The organism is Micromonospora sp. CA-111912, assembly GCF_050948415.1.
In the GTDB taxonomy this organism is placed as follows: domain Bacteria; phylum Actinomycetota; class Actinomycetes; order Mycobacteriales; family Micromonosporaceae; genus Micromonospora.
The window spans coordinates 6,739,278-6,762,611 of record NZ_CP192007.1 but is presented as its reverse complement, the minus strand read 5'-3'; the positions used below and the strand labels follow the sequence as shown (position 1 = coordinate 6,762,611).

At 73.7% G+C, this 23,334-nt stretch carries 22 protein-coding genes; 16 read left to right on the top strand and 6 right to left on the bottom strand.

Annotation, left to right across the window (positions count from 1 at the left end; genetic code table 11):
- Positions 1–96: 96 nt before the first annotated feature.
- The 7 genes from ACQPZO_RS28820 to ACQPZO_RS28790 all read left to right on the top strand — a co-directional run bounded on the left by ACQPZO_RS28820 (position 97) and on the right by ACQPZO_RS28790 (position 9,797).
- Positions 97–993, top strand: a complete 897-nt coding sequence (locus ACQPZO_RS28820) for a septum formation family protein (protein ID WP_433345142.1) — start codon at positions 97–99, stop codon at positions 991–993.
- A gap of 77 nt (positions 994–1,070) precedes the next feature.
- Positions 1,071–2,765 (top strand): L-aspartate oxidase, encoded by a 1,695-nt coding sequence (locus ACQPZO_RS28815; RefSeq protein ID WP_433345140.1) that lies wholly within the window; start codon positions 1,071–1,073, stop codon positions 2,763–2,765.
- Between the two features lie 40 nt (positions 2,766–2,805).
- Positions 2,806–3,711: a carboxylating nicotinate-nucleotide diphosphorylase gene (gene nadC / locus ACQPZO_RS28810; RefSeq protein WP_433345138.1), complete on the top strand. Its 906-nt coding sequence runs from the start codon at positions 2,806–2,808 to the stop codon at positions 3,709–3,711.
- Positions 3,712–3,800: 89 nt separating this feature from the next.
- On the top strand, positions 3,801–4,559 hold the full coding sequence (locus ACQPZO_RS28805; protein WP_350881422.1) for a type III pantothenate kinase: 759 nt from the start codon (positions 3,801–3,803) through the stop codon (positions 4,557–4,559).
- A gap of 192 nt (positions 4,560–4,751) precedes the next feature.
- Complete coding sequence (lysS, locus tag ACQPZO_RS28800) at positions 4,752–6,260, top strand: lysine--tRNA ligase (RefSeq protein ID WP_433345136.1); 1,509 nt, start codon at positions 4,752–4,754, stop codon at positions 6,258–6,260.
- A 115-nt stretch (positions 6,261–6,375) separates the two neighbouring features.
- The gene (locus ACQPZO_RS28795) at positions 6,376–6,720 is read left to right on the top strand and encodes a histone-like nucleoid-structuring protein Lsr2 (protein ID WP_433345134.1); all 345 of its coding nucleotides are present in this window, start codon (positions 6,376–6,378) and stop codon (positions 6,718–6,720) included.
- A 545-nt stretch (positions 6,721–7,265) separates the two neighbouring features.
- Positions 7,266–9,797, top strand: coding sequence for an ATP-dependent Clp protease ATP-binding subunit (locus ACQPZO_RS28790; RefSeq protein WP_433345132.1), 2,532 nt, complete (start codon positions 7,266–7,268; stop codon positions 9,795–9,797).
- Between the two features lie 161 nt (positions 9,798–9,958).
- On the opposite strand, the gene ACQPZO_RS28785 is transcribed toward ACQPZO_RS28790, so the two are convergent.
- Complete coding sequence (locus ACQPZO_RS28785; protein ID WP_433345130.1) at positions 9,959–10,870, bottom strand: A/G-specific adenine glycosylase; 912 nt, start codon at positions 10,868–10,870, stop codon at positions 9,959–9,961.
- Positions 10,871–10,966: 96 nt separating this feature from the next.
- On the opposite strand from ACQPZO_RS28785, the gene ACQPZO_RS28780 reads away from it, so the two are divergent.
- The 3 genes from ACQPZO_RS28780 to ACQPZO_RS28770 all read left to right on the top strand — a co-directional run bounded on the left by ACQPZO_RS28780 (position 10,967) and on the right by ACQPZO_RS28770 (position 12,950).
- Positions 10,967–11,479: a glycine cleavage system protein R gene (locus ACQPZO_RS28780; RefSeq protein ID WP_433345128.1), complete on the top strand. Its 513-nt coding sequence runs from the start codon at positions 10,967–10,969 to the stop codon at positions 11,477–11,479.
- Positions 11,476–12,036, top strand: a complete 561-nt coding sequence (locus ACQPZO_RS28775) for a peptide deformylase (RefSeq protein ID WP_396670580.1) — start codon at positions 11,476–11,478, stop codon at positions 12,034–12,036. Before ACQPZO_RS28780 ends, ACQPZO_RS28775 begins: the two co-directional genes overlap by 4 nt.
- A gap of 161 nt (positions 12,037–12,197) precedes the next feature.
- Positions 12,198–12,950 (top strand): hypothetical protein, encoded by a 753-nt coding sequence (locus tag ACQPZO_RS28770; protein WP_433345126.1) that lies wholly within the window; start codon positions 12,198–12,200, stop codon positions 12,948–12,950.
- A gap of 66 nt (positions 12,951–13,016) precedes the next feature.
- On the opposite strand, the gene disA is transcribed toward ACQPZO_RS28770, so the two are convergent.
- From disA to ACQPZO_RS28750, 4 genes are all read right to left on the bottom strand, one after another.
- Complete coding sequence (gene disA, locus ACQPZO_RS28765; protein WP_433345124.1) at positions 13,017–14,201, bottom strand: DNA integrity scanning diadenylate cyclase DisA; 1,185 nt, start codon at positions 14,199–14,201, stop codon at positions 13,017–13,019.
- Positions 14,202–14,343: 142 nt separating this feature from the next.
- Positions 14,344–15,789 (bottom strand): DNA repair protein RadA, encoded by a 1,446-nt coding sequence (radA, locus tag ACQPZO_RS28760; RefSeq protein ID WP_433345121.1) that lies wholly within the window; start codon positions 15,787–15,789, stop codon positions 14,344–14,346.
- 91 nt (positions 15,790–15,880) lie between these two features.
- Complete coding sequence (locus ACQPZO_RS28755; RefSeq protein ID WP_433345118.1) at positions 15,881–16,681, bottom strand: hypothetical protein; 801 nt, start codon at positions 16,679–16,681, stop codon at positions 15,881–15,883.
- Positions 16,682–16,817: 136 nt separating this feature from the next.
- Positions 16,818–17,648, bottom strand: coding sequence for a UbiA family prenyltransferase (locus tag ACQPZO_RS28750; RefSeq protein WP_433345116.1), 831 nt, complete (start codon positions 17,646–17,648; stop codon positions 16,818–16,820).
- Between the two features lie 45 nt (positions 17,649–17,693).
- On the opposite strand from ACQPZO_RS28750, the gene ACQPZO_RS28745 reads away from it, so the two are divergent.
- The 3 genes from ACQPZO_RS28745 to ACQPZO_RS28735 all read left to right on the top strand — a co-directional run bounded on the left by ACQPZO_RS28745 (position 17,694) and on the right by ACQPZO_RS28735 (position 20,528).
- Positions 17,694–18,464: a methyltransferase domain-containing protein gene (locus ACQPZO_RS28745; RefSeq protein WP_433345114.1), complete on the top strand. Its 771-nt coding sequence runs from the start codon at positions 17,694–17,696 to the stop codon at positions 18,462–18,464.
- 196 nt (positions 18,465–18,660) lie between these two features.
- Positions 18,661–19,719 carry a type III polyketide synthase gene (locus tag ACQPZO_RS28740; protein ID WP_433345112.1) on the top strand — a complete coding sequence of 353 codons (1,059 nt, stop codon included), beginning with the start codon at positions 18,661–18,663 and terminating at the stop codon, positions 19,717–19,719.
- A 131-nt stretch (positions 19,720–19,850) separates the two neighbouring features.
- Entirely contained in the window at positions 19,851–20,528 is a 678-nt protein-coding gene (locus tag ACQPZO_RS28735) for a hypothetical protein (RefSeq protein WP_433345110.1), read from the top strand.
- Between the two features lie 8 nt (positions 20,529–20,536).
- Here ACQPZO_RS28735 and ACQPZO_RS28730 read toward each other — a convergent pair whose 3' ends face one another.
- Entirely contained in the window at positions 20,537–21,268 is a 732-nt protein-coding gene (locus tag ACQPZO_RS28730) for a hypothetical protein (RefSeq protein WP_433345108.1), read from the bottom strand.
- A 328-nt stretch (positions 21,269–21,596) separates the two neighbouring features.
- Between ACQPZO_RS28730 and ACQPZO_RS28725 the strand changes: the two genes are divergently transcribed.
- The 3 genes from ACQPZO_RS28725 to ispF are packed head-to-tail and all read left to right on the top strand — an operon-like array spanning position 21,597 to position 23,331.
- Positions 21,597–22,082 (top strand): CarD family transcriptional regulator, encoded by a 486-nt coding sequence (locus ACQPZO_RS28725; protein WP_350881453.1) that lies wholly within the window; start codon positions 21,597–21,599, stop codon positions 22,080–22,082.
- Between the two features lie 54 nt (positions 22,083–22,136).
- Positions 22,137–22,832: a 2-C-methyl-D-erythritol 4-phosphate cytidylyltransferase gene (gene ispD / locus ACQPZO_RS28720; protein WP_433345106.1), complete on the top strand. Its 696-nt coding sequence runs from the start codon at positions 22,137–22,139 to the stop codon at positions 22,830–22,832.
- 16 nt (positions 22,833–22,848) lie between these two features.
- A complete protein-coding gene (ispF, locus tag ACQPZO_RS28715) occupies positions 22,849–23,331 on the top strand; it encodes a 2-C-methyl-D-erythritol 2,4-cyclodiphosphate synthase (RefSeq protein ID WP_433345104.1) in 483 nt (160 codons plus the stop codon).
- The last annotated feature ends 3 nt before the right edge of the window (positions 23,332–23,334 follow it).

Below are 23,334 nucleotides of genomic sequence, written 5' to 3'. Positions count from 1 at the left end.
CCGTCTGCGAACTTCGGCTCGTACGCGGTCTGTCACCGATGGTCATTCCTGGTTACTCTGGGGTCGCCGTCGTGAGCTGGTGGCTGGGGAGGCCCGATGCGCCGTGCGATGACGACCCTGTGCGCGGCCCTGGCCGTGGCGGTCGTGCTGGTCGGTTGTGGTGCGTCCACGGGGCTCGACGGCGACCTCACCGACGACTGGGCGGCCCTCGCCCCGGCCGGGCCCTTCACCCCGGCTACGGGGGTGTGTCAGGTCGCCGACTTCACCGAGACGGTCACCCTGGCGGCGTACGCGCCGGTGGACTGCGCCGTCGCGCACCGGGTGGAGACCGTGCACGTGGGCGCGTTCCCGGCGGAGCGGGCCGCCCCGCCGGCCGGTGGGTCGACGGAGCTGCGCGGCGCGTTCGCGGACTGCGACGCGAAGGCCACCGGGTACGTGGGCGACGACTGGCGGGCCGGCCGGCTCCGGCTGGCCGTGGCGCAGCCGTCGAAGCTCGGCTGGGCGTCCGGCGCCCGCTGGTACCGCTGCGACCTGACCGAGGTGAGCACCGCCGAGGTGGGGGCCGTGCCGGTCACCCGCACCGGCAGCCTGCGCGACGCGTTGAAGGCGGCGTCGCCGCTGCGGTTGGGCTGCCAGCGCACCAGGTCCGCCGGGACGCGGGGGGCGCAGGTGCTGACGCCGGTCGGGTGCGCCACCCGGCACGACGCCGAGTTCGTCGGGGTGTGGAAGGCGCCGGACCGGCCGTACCCGGCCCGGGACGCCGACTGGGCGCCCTTCTACACCGGCTGCCGCTCGGTGCTCGCCCGCTACGTCGGCGTGCCGGACGACGGCGACCTGGGTTACCGCAGCGGCGTGATGGTCCGCCCGCCCGGAGCGGGCCGGTGGCGGGTCGGCGACCGGGGTGTCCGCTGCTACCTGTGGCTCAGCGACCGCTCGGTGACCGCCTCGCTCAAGGGGGCCGGCCCGGCGGGGATCCCGGTTCGGACGAAGTAGCGGCGCCGTGTCGTAGCCGGAACCGCTCGTCGTGCCCCCGCCGCCCGGGGCGAGGAACCTTCGGGTTGACTGTGCTCATGGACGTACCGACCGTCGACCTGCCCGCCCTGCCGTCGCTGTTGGCCGCGCCCGCACCCGGCTGGGTGGAGACCACCGACGTGGTCGTGGTCGGTTCCGGGGTGGCGGGGCTCACCGCCGCGCTGCACCTGCGCGAGGCCGGCCTGCACGTCACCGTGGTCACCAAGGTCAACATCGACGACGGCTCGACCCGCTGGGCGCAGGGCGGCATCGCCGCCGTGCTCGACCCGGCGGACACCCCTGAGGCGCACGCCTCGGACACCGAGGTCGCCGGCGTCGGGCTGTGCGACCCGGCGGCCGTGCGGGTGCTGGTGGCGGAGGGGCCGACCCGGCTGCGGGAGCTGATGCGCATCGGCGCGGAGTTCGACCGCCATCCGGACGGCTCGCTCATGCTCACCCGCGAGGGCGGGCACCGGGCGGACCGGATCGTGCACGCCGGCGGGGACGCCACCGGCGCGGAGGTGCAGCGGGCGCTGCACGCGGCGGTCCGCCGCGACCCGTGGATCCGGCTGTTCGAGCACGCCCTGGTGCTGGACCTGCTGCGCGCCCCCGGTGACGGCCCGGGCGGGCTCGGCCCGGCCTGCGGGATCACCCTGCACGTGCTCGGCGAGGGTAGCGAGGACGGCGTCGGGGCGATCCTGGCCCGGGCCGTGGTGCTGGCCACCGGCGGGATGGGGCAGATCTTCTCGGCCACCACCAACCCGGCGGTCTCCACCGGCGACGGGGTGGCCCTCGCCCTGCGGGCCGGTGCGACGGTCACCGACGTGGAGTTCGTCCAGTTCCACCCGACCGCGCTGATCACCCCGGCCGGCGCAGGGGTGCCCGGGGCCGGCCGGGCCCAGCAGCCGCTGGTCTCCGAGGCCCTGCGCGGTGAGGGCGCGCACCTGGTCGACGGCGACGGCAAGCGGTTCATGGTCGGCCAGCACGAGCTGGCCGAGCTGGCGCCCCGGGACGTGGTGGCCAAGGGCATCCACCGGGTGCTGCTGGCCACCGGCGCCGACCACGTGTACCTCGACGCCCGGCACCTCGGCGGGGACTTCCTCGCCGGGCGCTTCCCCACCATCGTCGCGTCCTGCCTGGCCATCGGGGTGGACCCGGCCACCGGCCTGATCCCGGTCGCCCCGGCCGCCCACTACGCGTCGGGCGGCGTCCGCACCGACCTGCGCGGTCGCACCTCCATCCCCGGCCTGTACGCCTGCGGCGAGGTGGCCTGCACCGGCGTGCACGGCGCGAACCGGCTGGCCAGCAACTCGCTGCTGGAGGGGCTGGTCTTCTCCCGCCGGATCGCCGAGGACATCGCCGCCGGCCTGCCCGACCAGGCCCAGCCGGCGGCCACCGGCGCGTGGGCCGGCGGGGGCGGCTGGGTGCTGCCCGCCGACGGGACGCCGGCCCTGCAACGGGCGATGACCCGGGGCGCCGGGGTGCTCCGCTCGGCGCGGACACTCGCGGGCACGGCCGAGGACCTCGGCGAGCTGGGCGCCGGCCGGGGTGTGCCCCGCACCGTCGACTGGGAGGCGACGAACCTGATCACCGTGGCGTCGGCCCTGGTCGCCTCCGCGTACGCCCGCCAGGAGACCCGGGGCTGCCACTGGCGGGAGGACTTCCCGACGGCGGACGAGCGGTGGCTGGGCCACCTGGCCGGCGCGATCGGGTCGCAGGGCCGGTTGACGTCCCGGTGGGAGGGGACATGGTGAGTTCTTGCAAGCCCTGTAGTCGCGAACCGAGGGAGTTTCAGTGAGGGAGACGACGGAGCAGGCGCTGCGGGCCGGCGGGCTCGACCCGGCCGATGTGCGGCGGGTGATCGTCAACGCGTTCACCGAGGACCTCGGCCCGGACTTCCTGGACGTCACCAGTGTCGCCACCATCCCGGCCACCCAGACCGACACCGCCGACCTGGTCGCCCGCGCCGACGGGGTGGTGGCCGGGCTGGCCGTCGCGGCGGCCGTGTTCGAGGTGGTCGGCGAGGTGAGCGGGGCCGACGGGGGCGCAGGTGCCGCCGAGGTGTCGCTGGTGGCCCACGACGGCCAGCGGGTGGCCCGCGGCGACGTGCTGGCCACCGTGACCGGGCCCACCCGGCTGCTGCTCACCGCCGAGCGGACGGCGCTCAACCTGCTCTGCCGGCTGTCCGGGGTGGCCACCCACACCCGGGCCTGGGCGGACGCGCTGACCGGCAGCAAGGCGATGGTGCTGGACACCCGCAAGACCACCCCGGGCCTGCGGGCGCTGGAGAAGTACGCGGTGCGCGCCGGCGGCGGCACGAACAAGCGGATGGGCCTGTACGACGTCGCGATGATCAAGGACAACCACAAGTTCGCGGCCGGCGGTGTCGCGGCGGCCTACCGCCGGGTCCGGGCGGCCTTCCCGGACGTGCCGGTGCAGGTGGAGGTGGACACCCTCGCCGAGGCGCTGGAGGCGGTCGAGGCCGGCGCGGACTTCCTGCTGCTGGACAACATGACCCCGGCCACGCTGACCGAGGTGGTGGCCGCGGTGGGCGACCGGGCCGAGCTGGAGGCCACCGGCGGGCTGACCCTCGACGTGGCCGCGCGGTACGCGGCGACCGGAGTGGACTACCTGTCGGTGGGTGCGCTGACCCACTCCTCGCCGATCCTGGACGTCGCGCTGGACCTGCGGACACAGTGAGCCGGGCCAGGGCGCTGCCGCCTGCGGGCCGCCTGCCCGCGGGCGGCCGGTCCGTGCCGTCCGGCGAGCCCGGCGTCTAGGCTGCGTGCGTGCTGCTCTGCATCGACATCGGAAACACCAACACCGTGCTGGCGACGTTCGACGGCGACAAGCTGGTGCACTCCTGGCGGGTCAAGACCGACGCCCGCTCGACGGCGGACGAACTCGGGCTGATGTTCCGGGGGCTGTTGGCCGGTGACGCCGTGGAGATCACCGGCGTGGCAGCCTGCTCGACGGTGCCGGCCGCACTGCGCTCGCTGCGCAACATGCTGGCCCGGTACTACGCCGACCTGCCGAGCGTGATCGTCGAGCCGGGGGTGCGCACCGGCGTGCAACTGGCGATCGACAACCCCAAGGAGGTCGGCTCGGACCGGGTGGTGAACACGCTCGCCGCGTACACCCTCTTCGGCGGGCCGTCGATCGTGGTGGACTTCGGCACCACCACCAACTTCGACGTGATCAGCGGGCGGGGGGAGTTCCTCGGCGGCGCGTTCGCCCCCGGCATCGAGATCTCCTTCGACGCGCTCGCGGCCCGCGCCGCCCAACTGCGCAAGGTGGAGGCGACCAGGCCCCGGTCGGTGATCGGCAAGAACACGGTCGAGTGCCTCCAGTCCGGCCTGTACTTCGGCTTCGCCGGCCAGGTCGACCGGATCGTCGAGCGGATGGTCGAGGAACTGGGCGAGGTGAAGGCGGTGATCGCCACCGGCGGGCTGGCGTCCGTGGTGATCGGCGAGTGCCGGACCATCACCCACCACGAGCCGATGATCACCCTGATCGGGCTGCGGATGGTCTACGAGCGCAACGTCTGACCCGCGACACGCCCTCCCGACGTGAGCGGGAAACCCGCGCCACCCCGTTCCAGTCACCACGCGGCGGCGCCGAACGGCAGGGCGGCAGTGGGGTCGGTCATGGCGGGCAGGTTATCCCGTAACGACCGCCGGGGCGCTTGAGTACGCTCGGGGCCTGACCCCGCCGAAATCTCCCTACTGAGGAAGCGTGCCGTGACCGAGCAGAACGCCGTGCCAGTCGACCCCGCCGACGACCTTCCCGAGCAGATGAAGGTCCGCCGGGAGAAGCGGGACCGGATGCTCGCCGAGGGCGTCGAGCCGTACCCCGTCGGATACCCCCGGACCAGCACGCTGGCGGAGATCCGCGAGAAGTACGCCGACCTGCCCACCGACACCGCCACCGGCGACCGGGCCTCGGTCACCGGACGGGTGATCTTCGTCCGGAACACCGGCAAGCTGTGCTTCGCCACCCTGCGCGACGGCGACGGCACCGAGCTCCAGGCGATGCTCTCCCTGGACCGGGTCGGCGCGAAGCGGCTGGAGGACTGGAAGCGCCTGGTCGACCTGGGCGACCACGTCGGGGTGACCGGCGAGGTGATCACCAGCCGTCGGGGTGAGCTGTCGGTGCTGGTCGAGCAGTGGGCGGTCACCGCCAAGGCGCTGCGACCGTTGCCGGTGGCGCACAAGCCGCTCAGCGAGGAGGCCCGGGTCCGTCAGCGGTACGTCGACCTGGTCGTCCGCCCCCAGGCGCGGCAGATGGTGCGGACCCGGGCCGCCGTGGTGCGTAGCCTGCGTGACTCGCTGCACCGGCAGGACTTCATCGAGGTGGAAACCCCGATGCTCCAGTTGCTGCACGGCGGGGCCGCCGCCCGGCCATTCGTGACCCACAGCAATGCGTTGAACACTGATCTGTATCTCCGAATCGCGCCGGAACTGTTTCTCAAGCGGGCCGTCGTGGGCGGTGTCGACCGGGTCTTCGAGATCAACCGCAACTTCCGTAATGAGGGTGTCGACTCTTCGCACTCGCCCGAGTTCGCGATGCTCGAGGCGTACCAGGCGTACGGCGACTACGACACCATGGCCGCGCTCACCCGCAATCTGGTGCAGCAGGCGGCGATCGCGGTCGCCGGGTCGACCGTGGTGACGCACGCGGATGGTCAGGAGTTCGATCTGGGCGGCGAGTGGCGTTCGGTGACGCTCTTCGGGGCGCTTTCCGAGGCGCTCGGCGAAGAGGTCACGGTCCGCACCGAGCGGGCCCTCCTGGTCGAGTACGCCGACAAGATCGGCCTGGCCGTCGACCCGAAGTGGGGGCCGGGGAAGCTGGCCGAGGAGCTCTTCGAGGAGCTGGTCGTGCCGGGGCTGCGAGCGCCCACCTTCGTTCGGGACTACCCGGAGGAGACCAGCCCGTTGACCCGGGCGCACCGCGGCGAGCCGGGCCTGGCCGAAAAGTGGGACCTGTACGTCCTCGGGTTCGAGCTGGGCACGGCGTACTCGGAGCTGGTCGACCCGGTGGTGCAGCGGGATCGGCTGGTGGCACAGGCGCAACTCGGCGCCCGGGGCGACGACGAGGCGATGCGGCTGGACGAGGACTTTCTCCGGGCCATGGAGTACGGAATGCCGCCGGCCGGGGGTATGGGAATGGGAATCGACCGGCTGCTGATGGCGCTCACCGGCCTGGGAATTCGGGAAACCATCCTCTTCCCGTTGGCCCGGCCCGAGTAGGGGTTCCGGGCCCCCGGACGGTGTCGGATACCGCATCCTATTGACGTGACAAGCGTCGGGCGGGTTATTGTGCTGTCAGTTTGCAGGAACACCCTGCTCGAAAGGAATGTGGGACGTGGCCAAGCAGATCATTCACAAGCTGGTCGATGACCTGGACGGCGGGGACGCTGACGAGACAGTCAAGTTCGCGCTCGACGGTGTTCAGTACGAGATCGACCTCTCCAAGGCGAACGCCGCGAAATTGCGTGACGTTTTCTCGCCGTACGTCGGCGCGGGCACCAAGGTGGGCCGGGGTGGAGTGGTCGTCGGCGGCCGGGCCGCCCGGGGCCGGGGTGGCGCCACCGCCGATCGCGAGCAGAACAAGGCGATCCGGCAGTGGGCCAAGGGGAAGGGCAAGGACATCTCCGACCGGGGGCGCATCCCCCAGGAGATCGTCGACGAGTTCCACGCCACGCGCTGAGCGAGGACGCCGCGGGGTCACGGCCCGGGCGCCGAAGGGCGTGCCGGGGATCTCGGGGGTGGACCCGACACGGGGGACGCGGGCGACACCGACGCCGGACCGGAGCATGTCTCCGGCCCGGCGTCGCCGTTCCCGGGCCTGGCGTCCTCGGCGTCCCGGCGGCTTGCCGGGTGGGAAGAGCCGGACCCTGGCCGGCGTTGTCCACAGCCGGTGGAGAACTTGTCCACAGCCTGTGGACAACCGTCCGTCGGGGCGACCGGAGCGGCCGCAGGGCCCTGGAGGGGCCTGTTGGGGCCGGGGAAGCGGGCCCGGCCGGCGGTCCGAATTTCGCTCTGCGCGTACAGCCGGGGGTACCGGAACAGCGCCTGAGCGCGCACGGTTGTCAGAAAGGACGCTTACCGGGCTCCCGCCGAGGACACACGACCTCAGCGGAGTCGGTCCGCGGCGATAGAGTAAGGAGGCACGGACGCCCATCCCGGACGTCCGCGCACCGGCCCCGCCGAGATCTGACATCAAGGCGCACGGCACGTGAGGAGCACGAGGGCATGTTCGAGCGGTTCACCGACCGAGCGCGACGGGTTGTCGTCCTGGCCCAAGAAGAGGCCCGGATGCTCAACCACAACTACATCGGGACGGAACACATCCTGCTGGGCCTGATCCACGAGGGTGAGGGTGTCGCGGCAAAGGCCCTGGAGAGCCTCGGCATCTCCCTCGAGGGCGTCCGTCAGCAGGTCGAGGAGATCATCGGCCAGGGCCAGCAGGCGCCGAGCGGGCACATCCCGTTCACGCCTCGGGCGAAGAAGGTGCTGGAGCTGTCGCTGCGCGAGGCGCTGCAGCTCGGCCACAACTACATCGGCACCGAGCACATCCTGCTCGGCCTGATCCGCGAGGGCGAGGGTGTCGCCGCCCAGGTCCTCGTGAAGCTCGGCGCTGACCTGAACCGGGTCCGCCAGCAGGTCATCCAGCTGCTCTCCGGCTACCAGGGCAAGGAGCCGGCCGCCGCCGGGGCCGCCCCGGGCGAGGCCGCGCCGTCGACCAGCCTGGTGCTGGACCAGTTCGGCCGGAATCTGACCCAGGCCGCCCGGGAGGGCAAGCTCGACCCGGTCATCGGGCGCGAGAAGGAGATCGAGCGGGTCATGCAGGTGCTGTCCCGCCGCACCAAGAACAACCCGGTCCTGATCGGTGAGCCCGGCGTCGGCAAGACCGCCGTGGTGGAGGGCCTGTCCCAGAAGATCATCAAGGGCGAGGTGCCCGAGACGCTGAAGGACAAGCAGCTCTACACCCTCGACCTCGGCGCGCTGGTCGCCGGCTCCCGCTACCGCGGTGACTTCGAGGAGCGGCTGAAGAAGGTCCTCAAGGAGATCCGCACCCGCGGCGACATCATCCTGTTCATCGACGAGATCCACACCCTCGTCGGAGCGGGCGCGGCCGAGGGCGCGATCGACGCGGCGAGCATCCTGAAGCCGATGCTGGCCCGGGGTGAGCTGCAGACCATCGGCGCGACCACCCTGGACGAGTACCGCAAGCACCTGGAGAAGGACGCCGCCCTGGAGCGGCGGTTCCAGCCCATCCAGGTGGGTGAGCCGTCGCTGGCCCACACCATCGAGATCCTCAAGGGCCTGCGCGACCGCTACGAGGCGCACCACCGCGTGTCGATCACCGACGCTGCCCTGGTGGCCGCCGCGACCCTGGCCGACCGCTACATCTCCGACCGCTTCCTGCCGGACAAGGCGATTGACCTGATCGACGAGGCCGGTGCTCGGATGCGGATCCGCCGGATGACCGCGCCGCCAGACCTGCGGGACTTCGACGAGCGGATCGCCCAGGTCCGCCGCGACAAGGAGTCCGCGATCGACGCGCAGGACTTCGAGCGGGCGGCCCAGCTCCGCGACAAGGAGAAGCAGCTCCTCGGCCAGAAGGCACAGCGGGAGAAGGAGTGGAAGGCCGGCGACCTGGACGTCGTCAGCGAGGTCGACGACGAGCAGATCGCCGAGGTCCTCGGTAACTGGACCGGCATCCCGGTCTACAAGCTGACCGAGGAGGAGACCTCCCGCCTGCTGCGCATGGAGGACGAGCTGCACAAGCGCGTCATCGGCCAGGAGGACGCGGTCAAGGCGGTCTCGAGGGCGATCCGGCGGACCCGGGCCGGTCTGAAGGACCCGAAGCGGCCGTCCGGCTCGTTCATCTTCGCCGGCCCGTCCGGCGTCGGTAAGACCGAGCTGTCCAAGGCGCTCGCCGAGTTCCTGTTCGGCAGCGAGGACGCCCTGATCCAGCTGGACATGTCCGAGTTCCACGACCGGTACACGGTGTCCCGGCTCGTCGGCGCCCCTCCCGGCTACGTCGGCTACGACGAGGGCGGGCAGCTGACCGAGAAGGTGCGCCGCCGGCCGTTCTCGGTGGTCCTGTTCGACGAGATCGAGAAGGCCCACCCGGACGTCTTCAACACCCTGCTCCAGATCCTGGAGGACGGGCGTCTGACGGACGGTCAGGGCCGGATCGTGGACTTCAAGAACACGGTCATCATCCTGACCACCAACCTGGGCACCCGTGACGTGGCCAAGGCGGTGTCGCTGGGCTTCCAGGCGTCGGACGACTCCGAGTCCAACTACGACCGGATGAAGCAGAAGGTCAACGACGAGCTCAAGCAGCACTTCCGGCCGGAGTTCCTGAACCGGATCGACGACACCATCGTCTTCCACCAGCTGCGTCAGCAGGAGATCCTGTCGATCGTGGACATCATGATCGCCCGCATCGAGGGCCAGATGCGCAACAAGGACATGGGCCTGGAGCTGACCGAAAACGCCAAGAAGTACCTGGCGCTCAAGGGCTTCGACCCGGTGCTCGGGGCGCGTCCGCTGCGTCGGACGATTCAGCGCGACATCGAGGACAACCTGTCCGAGCGGATCCTGTTCAACGAGCTGACCCCGGGTCAGATCGTGGTCGTGGACTGCGAGGGCGACCCGAACAACATCGACAAGTCCCATCTCGTCTTCCGGGGCACCGACCGGCCGGAAGCCGTGCCGGACGCCGTCCCGGCAGACCTCGGCGGTACCGCCGCCGCGGGCGCGGACGAGTAGGCGACAGCGCTGGGGTAGACGACAGCGCAGGAGGGCGACGGCCCCGGTCGGCGAGAGCCACCGGGGCCGTCGCCTTTCGTCGTGCGCCTTTCGTCGTGCCGTTCCCACCCCGACGGGTCGTCCGGGGGCGCGGCGGGCCGGGCCCTGGCCGGGGCGGTGGGTCAGCCGCCCGTGGGCAGCGCCGGTGCCGTGGAGCCGTCGCCAGCCAGGCGGAACTCCGCCTCGCCGACCGGCTCCACCAGGCCGTCGGTGACCAGCCCGGCCAGCGCCCGGGAGCGCTGCACGTCGTCGGTCCAGACCTGGTCCAGCCGCTGGTGCGGCACCGGGCCGGTGGCCTCCCGCAGCACCGCCAACAGCAGTCCGCGTACCTGCCGGTCGGTGCCGGCGTACCGCTGGGGCCGGCGGGTCGGGCCGGCCGGGGCCGCCTGGCCGGACGCCCGCCAGGCGCAGACGGACTCCACCGGGCACCCCGGGCAGCGGGGCGAGCGGGCGATGCAGACCATTGCCCCCAGCTCCATGAAGGCGGCGCTCGCCAGCGCGGCGGCGGCCGGATCCGAAGGCAGCAGCTCCTCGGTGGCCACCAGGTCGGCGGGGCGGGTGGCCGGGCCGGCGTCCGGCTCCCCGGCGATCGCCCGGCAGACCACCCGACGCACGTTGGTGTCCACCACCGGGTGCCGCTGACCGTACGCGAAGACGGCCACCGCGCGGGCCGTGTAGGTGCCCACGCCGGGCAGCGCCAGTAGCTGGTCCAGCCGGTCCGGCACCGCGCCGCCGTGCCGCTCGACGATCGTCACCGCGCAGTCGCGCAGCCGCACCGCCCGGCGGGGATAGCCGAGCCGTCCCCACATCCGGATCGCCTCGGCGGGCGTGTCGGCGGCCAACGCGGCGGGGGTCGGCCAGCGGGCCAGCCACGCCTGGAAGGCCGGCAGCACCCGCACCACCGGCGTCTGCTGGAGCATGACCTCGCTGACCAGGATCGCCCATGCGCCCACATCGGGCACGCGCCACGGCAGGTCGCGGGCGTTCTGCTCGTACCACCGGCTGACCAGGGTGGCGAAAGTGGGTTCGGACATCGCGTCGCCGATCATGTCACGGGCGATCTTCCCGCAGGTTGGGCGGGCCGGGCGGGGCGGTGCGGGGGACGGGACCGGATCGGGCAGAATGCCCGGATGAACGAGCTCGCGATCACCGTCATCGGCCGGGACCGGCCCGGCATCGTGGCCGACGTCGCCGAGGTGCTCGCCCGGCTCGGCGCGAACCTCACGGACTCCACGATGACCCGGCTGCGGGGTCACTTCGCGATGACCCTTATCTGCGTCGGTCCGGCCGCCGCCGACGTCGAGGCCGGGCTGGCCCCGCTCGCCGCCGACGGTCAGCTCCTGGCCACCGTGCGGGCGGTCACCCCCGACGGCGCGACGCCGCCGACCGGTGAGCCGTACGTGCTCTCGGTGCACGGTGCGGACCGGATGGGCATCGTCGCGGCGATGACCCGGGTGCTGACCGACGTGGGCGGCAACGTCACCGACCTGAGCACCCGGCTGACCGGCTCGCTGTACGTGGTGGTGGCCGAGGTCGAGCTGCCGCCGAATTCCTCCGACGAGGTGGCCGGCCGGCTGGCCCGTAAAGCCGCGGAACTCGGCGTCGGGGTCAGCCTCCGCCCGGCGGACTCGGACCTGCTGTGACCGCAGAGTACGTCGGCCTCGGCGACTGGACAGCCGAGGCGCTGGCGGCGCCCGGCGAGGTGCGTCCGGTGGTCTCCGCCCCGGACCCGGTGCTCGGCAGGCCCGGGTCGGAGGTGGACCCGACTTCCGACGAGGTGGTCCGCCTCGCCGCTGACCTGGTCGCCACGATGCGCGTCTCGCCGGGCTGCGTGGGCCTCGCCGCGCCCCAGGTCGGCGTGAGCGCCCAGATGTTCGCGGTCGACATCACCGGGCACCCGAAGGCGGTGACCGTGCACGGAACCTTCGTGCTGTGCAACGCCCGGGTGGTCGAGGCGAGCCGGTGGAAGGCGGGCCGGGAGGGCTGCATGTCGGTGCCCGATCTGACGGGCGACGTCAAGCGGGCCAGCCGGCTGGTCGTCGAGGGGGTACTCCCGGGCACCGGCGCGCCGGTGCGGCTGGTCACCGACGGGTTCGAGGCGCGGGCGGTGCAGCACGAGATCGACCACTGCGCCGGCCTGCTCTTCCTCGACCGGGTGGCCGGTGCGCACGCGATCTACCAGCGCAAGGTGTACCTGTGAGCCTGGCCGGGCGGGGCCCGGGCCGGGAGGCGGCCCGCCCGGCGTCGCGGGCGGCCCGGGGCGGGCGGTCGTCGTGAGTGGAGAGTCGTACCGGTGACCGGAGGGTGGTCCGGCGCGTCGTGCCGGACGAGGGTGGGGCACGCCGTTACGGTGGAGGCATCATGCGTCTGACGGTCGGCCCCCTGCCATCCGCTGTGTACTGGCGGCGTCGAGCCGTCGTGGTCGGAGCGGGGCTTCTCTTCCTGATTGTCCTGCTTTATTCCTGCAACAATGCGGGTAACACCGGCACCACCCCGCAGTCGAAGGTGACCCCGACCCCGACCCCGACGCCGACTGCGGCCCCGGCTGCCGGCGACCCGTCCGCGGCGCCGGACCCGAGCGGCTCGGTGCTGCCCCCGCAGACCGGCACCTCGCCCGGCGGCTCGGACGACGCCGGCTCGTCCGGCGCCCCGCGCGACCCGGGATCCTCGGCCGGTCCGACCGGGAACGACGCTCCGGCGGCCCCGGGCACCGATGTCGGGGCCTGCACCGACGCGGAGATCTCGGTGACGCCGGTGGCGGCGCCGTCGTCGGCGCAGCGGGGCGCCGTGGTCAGCCTCCACCTCAAGATCAAGAACAGATCGAACCGCACCTGCAGCCGGGACGTCGGCGCGGACTTCCAGGAGCTGTACGTGAAGTCCGGCGCGGAGAAGGTCTGGTCCTCCGACACCTGCGGCAACGTGAAGGGCTCGGACGTGCAGTCGTTCACCCCGGGCTTCGAGCGGTCGTACCAGGTGGACTGGAACGGCAAGGACACCAGCCGCTGCAAGGACGGGCTGGCGAACGGCCCGTTCCCGCCGGCCGGGAGTTACCAGGTCTTCGGGCGGCTGGACACCAAGCTGAGCGAGCCGGTGAAGTTCACCGTCACGGGCTGAGCCGAACGGCCCGTCGTGCGGGCCGGGCGGGGCGGGGCGGGTCAGGGCGGGTCAGGGCGGGTCAGGTCAGACGTAGCGCTCCAGGATGGACGCCTCGGCGAGCCGGGACAGCCCCTCCCGGACGCCCCGGGCCCGGGCGTCGCCGACGCCCTCGACGGCCTGTAGGTCCTCCACGGTGGCCCCGAGTAGCCGCTGGAGGCTGCCGAAGTGCAGCACCAGCCGGTCGACGATCGCCACCGGCAGGCGGGGGACCTTCGCCAACAGCCGGAACCCGCGCGGGCTGACCGCCGCGTCCAGCGCGTCGGAGGCCGCCGGGTAGCCGATCGCCTTGGCCACCGTGACCAGGTCGATCAGCTCGGTGGAACCCAGCAGGTCCAGCTCGACCAGCGCCTCGTCCAATGTGCGGGGCCTGCGGCCGGTGGGCAGGTAGTCCCGGATGACCAGGGTACGGTCGGCGTCCACGCCGGCCATCAGCTCGTCGAGCTGGAGGGCGAGTAGCCGGCCGTCGGTGCCCAGCTCCACCACGTACCCGGCGATCTCGTCGGCGATCCGGCGGACCATCTCCAGCCGCTGCACCACCGCCACCGCGTCCCGGACGGTGACCAGGTCCTCGATCTCCAGGGCGGACAGGGTGCCGGAGACCTCGTCGAGGCGCAGCTTGTAGCGCTCGAGCGTGGCCAGGGCCTGGTTGGCCCGGGACAGGATGGCCGCCGAATCGTCCAGCACGTGCCGCTGGCCGTTGACGTAGAGGCTGATGATCCGCATCGACTGGCTGACCGAGATGACCGGGTAGCCGGTCTGCCGGGCCACCCGCTCGGCGGTGCGGTGCCGGGTGCCGGACTCCTCGGTGGGGATCGACGGGTCCGGCATCAGGTGCACGGCGGCCCGGACGATCCGGGTGCCGTCGCTGGACAGCACCACCGCGCCGTCCATCTTGCACAGCTCGCGGACGCGGGTCGCCGAGAACTCCACGTCCAGCGGGAAGCCGCCGGTGCACAGCGCTTCGACCACCTTGTCGTAGCCGAGGACGATCAGCGCGCCCGTCCGGCCGCGCAGGATCCGTTCCAGGCCGTCACGCAGCGCGGTGCCGGGCGCCATGAGCGCCAGGTTGGCCCGTAGCGGGTCCCCACTCGCGCCGCTGGCACTCCCGGTCACGCTGACGCTGATCGGACGGGCGGGCGAGCCCACGGCGCCGGTGCGGGCGTGGGGTGTCGCGCCGGCGGTTTTGCTGGCATCGCGGTCGATCGGCACCCGCACAGTCTACGGACTGGCGTGCGGTGGGTGCTGTCGTGGTTACTGTGATGTGTCACGACGGCCCCCGATGGCCACGCCGGGTGCTCTGCCGCGCTTGTCCGGTATCGCACGAGCGGTCCTGCCCTGCCGCCACCGTCGGTCACTCCGCGGATGCGCGGGCGGCACACTGGAGCGCCGAGCGGACGTCGGTGACCTCCATCACCCGCATGTTCTCCGGGCCCGCCCCGACGCTCTCCGGGCCGCATCCGGTCGGGACGAGCGCCACCCGGAACCCGAGCCGGGCCGCCTCGGCCAGCCGGCGCGGCACCGCGCCGACCCGGCGCACCTCTCCGGTCAGCCCGACCTCGCCGATCGCCACCAGGTGCGGGTTGATGGCCAGGTTGAGCCCGCCGGAGGCGACCGCCAGGGCGACCGCGAGGTCGGCCGCCGGCTCCACCACCCGGATGCCCCCGACGGTGGCCGCGAAGACCTCCCGGTCGTGCAGGGTCAGCCGATCGGCGCGTCGCTGGAGCACCGCCAGCACCATCGCCAGCCGGGCCCCGTCCAGCCCGGACACCGTGCGCCGGGGCGAGCCCGCGACCGTCGCGCCGATCAGCGCCTGGACCTCGGTGACGAGTGCCCGCCGCCCCTCCATCGCCACCGTGACGCAGGTGCCCGGCGTCGGCTCCGAGTAGCGGGTCAGGAACAGCCCGGACGGGTCGGCGAGGCTGCTGATCCCGCCCTCGTGCATCTCGAAGCAGCCGACCTCGTCGGCGGCGCCGTACCGGTTCTTCACGCCGCGCACCATCCGTAGCGAGGAGTGCTTGTCGCCCTCGAAGTGCAGCACCACGTCGACCAGGTGCTCCAGCACCCGGGGGCCGGCCACCTGGCCGTCCTTCGTGACGTGACCGACCAGCACGGTGGCGAGGCCGCGCTCCTTGGCCACCGCGACCAGGGCGGCGGTGACGGCCCGCACCTGGGTCACCCCGCCGGGCACCCCCTCGGTGCCGGGGGTGGAGATGGTCTGCACCGAGTCGAGCACCAGCAGCCCCGGCTTCACCGCGTCCAGGTGGCCGAGGACCGCGCCCAGGTCGCTCTCGGCGGCCAGCCAGAGCTGGTCGTGCAGGGCGCCCATCCGCTCGGCGCGCAGCCGCACCTGGCTGACCGACTCCTCGCCGCTGACCACGAGCGACGGGCTGCCGGCGGTGGCCGCCCACTGCTGGGCCACGTCGAGCAGCAGCGTGGACTTGCCCACGCCCGGCTCGCCGGCGAGCAGCACCACGGCGCCGGGCACCAGGCCGCCGCCGAGCACCCGGTCCAGCTCACTGACCCCGGTCGGCCGGGCCCTGGCGGGGGCGGCGCTGATGGTGGCGATGGGACGGGCCGGCTCGGCCGGCAGCCGGGAGCTGACCACCCGGCCGGCGACGGTCGGACCGGTCACGGTGGACTCGACCACCGAGCCCCACTCGCCGCACTCCGGGCAGCGCCCCACCCACTTCGGGGGCTGGTGCCCGCAGGCGTCGCACTCGTAGGCCGGACGGGGCTCGCGGGCGGCCCGGCCCGCGCGCGGGGTCGCTCGGGAGGGTGTCGATCGGGGCGTCGTCACACCGGAACGCTAGTCCCCCCGTACGACGAAACACCGCCGGCGTGGCGGGTGCCACGCCGGCGGTGCCGTCGACGGTCGGTGGTGCGGGGCGTCAGCCGCCGTGGCCCGCGCCGGCCTCGGTGCCGCCCTCCTCGCCGTGCGAGCCTTCGCGCTCGACGATCTGGGAGGGCTGCGGGAGCGGGGTCAGCGGGACGCCGATCGGAGCCGGGGTGTTGAGGGTCGTGCCGTTGCCGAAGTCGAAGGTCAGGTTGACCTGCTGCCCGACGAGCAGGGCCTCGTTCAGGCCGACGAGCTGAAGGGACCGGCCGCCCTGCACGTTGAGCTGGACGTAGCTGAGGGCCGGGATCTCGATCCGGGCCGGCTCGCCGGCGGGGGCGGACGGGCTCTCCGACGCGCCCTCGGACGGGGACGGCGAGCCGCCCCCCGACGGGGACGGCGAGCCGCCCCCCGACGGGCTGGCCGACCCGGACGGGCTGGCGCTGCCCGACGGCGACGCGTTGCCCGACGGCGATGCGTTGCCCGACGGCGATGCGCTGCCCGACGCGGACGGGCTGGCCGACCCGGACGCGCTGCCGGTGATCACGATCTCCCGCGCGCTGTCCGTGGTGACGGTCACCGTCACCGGGCTGTGCGTGTCGTTGTAGAGCACCGCGTTGACGGCGGCGTTCCCGCCGGACTGGTAGTCACCGCCGCCCGGGTACTCGACGTACAGGCCGCGGACCTTGTAGGCGTTGTCCGGAGTCTGGACGTTGACGCCCTGGACCGACGGGGTCTTGTTGGCGGTCTCGGCCACCTGGCCGGCGCCGCAACCGGTCGCCAGCAGGCCGGTCGCCGCCGCCACGCCGGACAGCAGCAGGGCCGCCCGCCGGGAACCCCTGATCGAGCGCGTCACGTCGGTCCTCCTCGTCACGATCCCCACCCGGTCGTCACCGGGCACGGTGGCCATACCCGCGCAGACCGGCTTCAGGGTAGTTGGGGTTGATCGGGAGCCGCACGCCGACCCGGTACCACCACCTTCCCGGGGGCGCTCAGACCACCCGGCCGTTCGCCACCAGCAGCACCACGTCGATCAGCGCCACCAGCATCACCGCCCGGAAGGCGGCCACCCCCCGGCGGGCGCCGCGGCCGGCGTACCAGGTCAGGGGCGGCACCAGTGCGGCGGTCGCGACGGCCGACAGCCCGGCCCACGACGGCGGCCCGGGCGGCCCGACGACCAGGGTGACGGTCGCCGCGAGCAGCAGCCCGGCGGCGGCCACCCGGCTGCCGGCCGCGCCGAGCCGGTGCGGCAGCCCGCGTACCCCGGTCCGGGCGTCGTCGGCCAGGTCCGGCAGCACGTTGGCGAAGTGCGCCCCGGCCCCGAGCAGGGCGGCGGCGGCCACCAGCCAGGCCGGCGGGGCGGGCGCACCGGGCAGGGCCAGCACCACGAAGGCGGGCAGCGCCCCGAAGGAGACCGCGTACGGCAGCACCGAGACCCGGGTCGACTTCAGCGGCCAGTTGTAGGACAGCGCGGAGACCAGGGCCACGGCCGCCCAGACCGCCGCCGTCCGGTTGGTCGTCGCCGCCGCCAGTCCGAACGTGGCCAGGGCCGCCACCCCTGCGGCCAGGCCGACCGCCCGCGCACTGACCGCGCCGCTCGCGACCGGCTTGTCGGTACGCCCCACCGCGGCGTCCCGGCCGGCGTCCAGGTGATCGTTGGACCAGCCGACCGCGAGCTGGCTGGCGAGCACCGTCAACGCCACCACGGCCACCCCGGACGGGCGGTGCCCCACTCCCTGGGCGAGCAGCCCGGCGACCACGGTCACCGCCACGGCGGGCTCGGGATGACTTGCCCTGACCAGCCCTAACACCGTCGTCGACATAAGGGAAGTCTGGTCGTTACCGTCCAGTCGTGCCACGCTCGTGCCATGCGCGACGGTTCGTCCCGGGTGTCCGACCGCCCCCGCCTGCTGCCCCCGAACGATCCACGGCAGTACGACGACCTGGCCGACGAGTGGTGGCGTCCCGACGGGGCGTTCGCCATGCTGCACTGGCTGGCCCGGGCCCGGGCGGCCCTCGTGCCGCCGGCCGCCCGGCCCGACGCGCTCCTGGTCGACCTGGGCTGCGGCGCCGGGCTGCTCGCCCCGCACCTGGCCGGCAGGGGCTACCGGCACGTCGGGGTCGACCTCACCCGCTCGGCCCTGGCCCAGGCCGCGCGGCACGGGGTGACCCCCGTCAACGGCGATGCCACCGCCGTGCCGCTGGCCGACGGCTGCGCCGACGTGGTGGCCGCCGGCGAGCTGCTGGAGCACGTGCCCGACTGGCGGCGGGCGGTGGCCGAGGCGTGTCGGCTGCTCCGTCCGGGCGGGCTGCTGGTCCTGGACACCCTCAACGACACCGCGTTGAGCCGGCTGATCGCGGTCGAGATCGGCGAGCGGCTGCCGACGGTGCCCCGGGGCATCCACGATCCACGGTTGTTCGTGGACCACCGGGAGTTGATCGCCGAGTGCGCCCGGCACGGCGTCGACCTGCGGGTCCGGGGCATCCGCCCGGGGCTGGTCGGGACGCTGGCCTGGCTGCTGCGCCGGATCCGGTCCGGTGGTCGTCCACAGCCGACGACGGTCGGGCGGGTGCCACGGATCAGGCCGACCTGGTCGACTTCGGTGCTGTACCAGGGTCGGGGGGTCCGGCGCGGGTAGCCGGGTCGGCGTCGGGGTACTGGGGGCGCCGGGAAGGGGCCACCCCGAGGGTGCGCGTCGCGGGTGTCCCGCCCGCGACCCGGGCGGCGTCCCGGACCGCGGCGGCCCGGCCCTCGTTGGTGAACGTGAGGAAGGTGGTCCCGTGGTCGTCGGACGGAGGCGACACGGGGACCACATGGGGGTTCGCGGACGAGAGGTGGGGAACGTGGCCGTACCGGTGATCGCGGGCATGGGGGCGGCGCAGCCGCCAGGTGCCGCGCAGGACGAGCTCTGGCAGGGCTTCTTCTCGAAGCACTTCTCGGGCCGGACCCGGGCGCTGGCAGAACGGATCTTCGCCAACTCCGGGGTGAATCGGCGGCAGGCGGCGGTCAACCCGTTGCTGGAGGACGTCTCGGACTGGTCGACCGAGCGCCGGCTGCGCCGCTACCAGGTCGAGGCGCTGCCGCTGGGCAAGGAGGCGGTCGGCCGGGCGCTCACCGCCGCCGGTCTGGACGCCCGCGACATCGGCCTGTTCGTCGTCTGCTCGTGCACCGGGTACGCCACTCCCGGGCTGGACATCCTGCTCGCCCGGGACCTGGGCATGGCCCCGGACACCCAGCGCATGTTCGTCGGGCACATGGGCTGCTACGCAGCCCTGCCGGGGCTCGGCGCGGCCGGCGACTTCGTCACCGCACGGCAGCGCCCCGCGCTGCTGCTCTGCGCCGAGCTGACCAGCCTGCACATCCAGCCGGCCACGGCCCGGCTGGACACCCAGCAGATCGTCTCCCACGCGCTCTTCTCGGACGCCGCCGTCGCCGCCGTGGTCCTCCCCGGTGGCCGGGGGTACGCGCTGCGCGAGGTCACCTCGGTCACCGACACCTCCACGGCCGACCACATGACCTGGGAGGTCACCGACACCGGCTTCCGAATGGGACTGTCGCCGCAGGTGCCGCAGGTGCTCTCGACCCACGTCCGGGGTCTGGTCGACGGCCTGCTGGCCCGGCACGGCACCCGGCTCACCGAGGTGGACGGCTGGGCGGTGCACCCGGGCGGCCCGCGGATCCTCGATGTGGTGGAACGCGAGCTGGCGCTGCCGTCGCGGGCGCTGGCCGCGTCCCGGGCGACGTTGCAGGAGCACGGCAACTGTTCCTCGCCTACGGTGCTCCTGATCCTCGACCGGCTGATGCGGGCGGCGCAGCCGCCCGACCGGGTGCTGATGCTCGCCTTCGGGCCGGGCCTGACCCTCTACGCGGCCCTCCTGGACCGCTCCGCCTGACCGGTTCGCCCCCGCTTGAGCCCCGGGCTGCGTTGCCTGACCGGCCCGGGCCGCCCCCGCTGACCGCGCCGCCGTCCGGTGGGGCTCTTGCCGGGTCTCGCGGTCGGCGGGGACTGGCTAGGCTCGACCGCGTGGTGGGCAGCGACGTGGTTGACCGGCTCCGGGGCGGAGGGCTCGCCGCGCTGGCCGTCCTCGTCGTGGCCGCCGGCGCCGGATGGTGGCGGGCCGTGGCCCCTGCGGTCGGTCCGACCGGCGGCCCCGCCACGGCGTCCGGGGCCGACGAGCGGCGCGGCCCCGGTGACGGGACCCGGCGCACCGGGTCCGGGGCGACGTCCGGCGGCCCGGGCCGGGTGTCCCGGGACGACGCGCGGCTGGTCGTCACCGTCGACCGGGCCGGCCGCGTGACGTCCGGCGTCGTCATCGATCCGGCGACCGGGCGGGCGATCGAGCGGTATGCCCCGGGCACCGGCTACGGCGAGGTCCCCGACGGCGGGCTCGGCGGGGTGACCGGGACCGTCTGGCAGGCCCGGCTGACGCTGCGCCCCGGCCAGCCCTCGCAGCGACGGGTCGTCGAGGCCACCACGCGAGCGCACCTGGTCCAGTACCGGTGCGTCGGTCCGGGGCAGCTCCTGCTGGTGACCGTGCGCTCCGGCCACCGGGACAGTCGCCGGGCGACCTGCGACGGTTCGCTCGCCGCGATGTGGCTGAGCCGCGGGAGCGGCCCGATCCGGATCGAGCTGGCCACCGCCACCCCGGGAATTGCCCCGATCGTGGTCGACGCCCGGGTGGTGGCCCGGGCGTTCTGGTGAGCCAACGGTCAGGAACCGAGGCGGGTCAGGTCGGCGCGGTAGTCGTCGGCGGAGTGCAGGTCCGGCACCACCCGGACCGGGTTGCCGGTGCGGCCGACCAGCAGCGCGGTGGCGGTGCCGGGGCGGGGCGGCACGCGCAGGAACGCGCGCAGCCCGCCGCCCGGATCGGCGAGGGCGCGCACGGTCGCGCCGGCCGGCACCGGGGTGGCACGCAGCGCGCGGGTGCCGTGGACGGTGACCACGGTGACCCCCGGCGGCGCGAGCGCGGCGGCCTCGGCCACCCGGTCGGGGCAGGTGCAGGCGTCCACCAGGACGATCACTGCGGGGAGCAGCGCGCGTAACGACACGATCGAGTCGTCGGCGTCGACCAGTTCCAGGGCCGGCAGCGTACGACCGGTCAGGTCGGTCGCCGTCGGGTACGGCACGACGGTGGGGCGGTCGCCTGAGCGGGGCGTGCGGGGCCAGGTGACGGCGAACAGTCCGGCGGCGGTGGTGAGCAACGCCACCAACAGCACCAGCAGCGGGAGGCCGAGCGGTAGCCGGCCGTCCCTCGGGACGGCCAGGCCGAGCAGCCGCCACCACCGGTTCCGGCCGGCCTGTGGGCGCAGCTCGAGCCGGACCTGCGCAGCCTCCTCGGCCAGCGCGGACGCGTCGTCCGGCACCACCACCCGGCCCCACTCCGGGGGCAGGCCGGGGAGCCCGTCGGAGGGGCCGTGACCATCTGCGTCGGGCATGCCCATCGGACCCCCTCGAACCGGCTCGGTGTGCGGACAGCGGTTCGCCTCAAGGGTCCCGCACCGGCCCCTCCTCCCGCTACATCTGAGCGGGGCTGGTGCGGCCGGGCTACCATGGAAAGAGCGCATCGCCCACAAATCCACGCTCCGCCCACCCTCCACCGGGGGGTCACCTGTCGGTTACGGAGCGTGTTCAGACCATCGGTTTGGCCGCCTGTCAAGCCGAAGAAAGACCTCTCACAGGGCCCCTGAGCTGCGCCAACGGTCAGGACAGCGGTGGGACATCGGTGCCTGAGCGTGTTACCCTAGACACAGCGAAAGGGGTTTCGAACCTATGGTTTTCAGTGTCGGCGAGACCGTTGTTTACCCCCACCACGGGGCCGCACTCATCGAGGCAATCGAGACTCGGGTCATCAAGGGCGAGCCCAGGGAGTACCTCGTCCTGCGGGTCGCGCAGGGTGACCTGACGGTCCGGGTGCCCGCTGAGAACGCCGAGATCGTGGGCGTGCGTGAGGTGGTCGGCGAAGAGGGCCTCGGCAAGGTCTTCGACGTCCTCCGGGCTCCGCACACCGAGGAGCCGACCAACTGGTCGCGGCGTTACAAGGCGAATCTGGAGAAGCTGGCCTCCGGCAACCCGCTGAAGGTGGCCGAGGTCGTCCGCGACCTGTGGCGTCGGGAGCGGGAGCGGGGCCTGTCCGCGGGCGAGAAGCGCATGCTCGCCAAGGCCCGCGACATTCTCGTCGGCGAGGTCGCGCTGGCCGAGAAGAGCACCAAGGACGGGGCGGAGACGTTGCTCGACAAGGTGCTGACCGAGGGCTAGTCCGCACAGCATCGTCGTACCCACCCCGCAGCAGAGAAACCCGAGGACCGCGACGTGACCGCGCAGCTCAATCCGCGCGGTGACGTCGCGGTCCTCGTGCCTGCGGCCGGTGCCGGCGTACGGCTCGGTCCGGGCGTCCCCAAGGCCCTGCGCCTGCTCGCCGGGGAGTCGCTGCTCGTGCACGCGGTCCGCCGGATCGCCGCCGCCGGCTCCGTGCACACCATCGTGGTAGCCGCGCCGGCCGGGGAGGTCGGGGCGGTCCGCCGGCTCCTCGCCCCGGTCGCCCCGGTGCTGGTCGTCCCCGGCGGGGCGGAACGGCAGGCGTCGGTGGCCGCCGCGCTCGCGGCCGTCCCCGCCGGCCCGGGGATCGTGCTGGTGCACGACGCGGCCCGTGCCCTGACCCCGCCCGATCTGGTCGAGTCGGTGGCCGGGGCGGTCCGCTCCGGGCACGACGCGGTGATCCCCGTCCTCCCCGTGGTCGACACGATCAAGGAGGTCGGTGCCGGCGAGGTGGTCCTCGGCACCGTGGACCGGTCCGCCCTGCGGGCCGTGCAGACGCCGCAGGGGTTCCGCCGGTCGGTGCTGGCCGCCGCCCACGCGGCGGCCGGCGACCCGCTCACCGACGACGCCGGCCTCGTGGAGAAGCAGGGCATCCCGGTGGTGTGCGTCCCCGGCTCCGAGTACGCGTTCAAGGTCACCCGCCCGTTCGACCTGGCGCTCGCCGAGCACCTGCTGGCTGCGGGCGCGTGACGCGTACCCTCGGCGCATGATCGTTCCTCGGGTGGCCATCGGCACCGACGTGCACGCCTTCGCGGCGGGCCGACCCTGCTGGGTGGCCGGCCTGCACTGGCCCGACCAGGACGGCCTGGCCGGTCACTCCGACGCCGACGTGGCCGCGCACGCGGCCTGCAACGCGCTGCTGTCCGCCGCCGGGCTGGGCGACCTCGGGTCGAACTTCGGGGTGGCCGAGCCGGAGTGGGCGGGTGCGTCGGGGGTGGCGCTGCTGACCGAGAGCGCCCGCCGGGTCCGGGCGGCCGGCTTCCAGATCGGCAACGTGTCGGTGCAGGTGATCGGCAACCGCCCGAAGATCGGCCCGCGTCGGGCCGAGGCCGAGGCGGTGCTGTCCGAGGCGGTCGGCGCCCCCGTCACCGTCTCCGCCGCCACCACCGACGGGCTGGGTTTCACCGGGCGCGGCGAGGGTTTGACCGGGATCGCGGTCGCCCTGGTCCACCAGGCCCCGGCCGGCTAGGCC

What these genes read in the sequence shown, in the direction of transcription:
- ACQPZO_RS28820 (WP_433345142.1), top strand. Translation starts at nt 97, where the DNA reads ATGCGCCGTGCGATGACGACCCTGTGCGCGGCCCTGGCCGTGGCGGTC.
- ACQPZO_RS28815 (WP_433345140.1), top strand. Translation starts at nt 1,071, where the DNA reads ATGGACGTACCGACCGTCGACCTGCCCGCCCTGCCGTCGCTGTTGGCC.
- ACQPZO_RS28790 (WP_433345132.1), top strand. Translation starts at nt 7,266, where the DNA reads ATGTTCGAGCGGTTCACCGACCGAGCGCGACGGGTTGTCGTCCTGGCC.
- ACQPZO_RS28785 (WP_433345130.1), bottom strand. Translation starts at nt 10,870, where the DNA reads ATGTCCGAACCCACTTTCGCCACCCTGGTCAGCCGGTGGTACGAGCAG.
- ACQPZO_RS28780 (WP_433345128.1), top strand. Translation starts at nt 10,967, where the DNA reads ATGAACGAGCTCGCGATCACCGTCATCGGCCGGGACCGGCCCGGCATC.
- ACQPZO_RS28770 (WP_433345126.1), top strand. Translation starts at nt 12,198, where the DNA reads ATGCGTCTGACGGTCGGCCCCCTGCCATCCGCTGTGTACTGGCGGCGT.
- ACQPZO_RS28750 (WP_433345116.1), bottom strand. Translation starts at nt 17,648, where the DNA reads ATGTCGACGACGGTGTTAGGGCTGGTCAGGGCAAGTCATCCCGAGCCC.
- ACQPZO_RS28745 (WP_433345114.1), top strand. Translation starts at nt 17,694, where the DNA reads ATGCGCGACGGTTCGTCCCGGGTGTCCGACCGCCCCCGCCTGCTGCCC.
- ACQPZO_RS28730 (WP_433345108.1), bottom strand. Translation starts at nt 21,268, where the DNA reads ATGGGCATGCCCGACGCAGATGGTCACGGCCCCTCCGACGGGCTCCCC.
- ACQPZO_RS28725 (WP_350881453.1), top strand. Translation starts at nt 21,597, where the DNA reads ATGGTTTTCAGTGTCGGCGAGACCGTTGTTTACCCCCACCACGGGGCC.
- ispF (WP_433345104.1), top strand. Translation starts at nt 22,849, where the DNA reads ATGATCGTTCCTCGGGTGGCCATCGGCACCGACGTGCACGCCTTCGCG.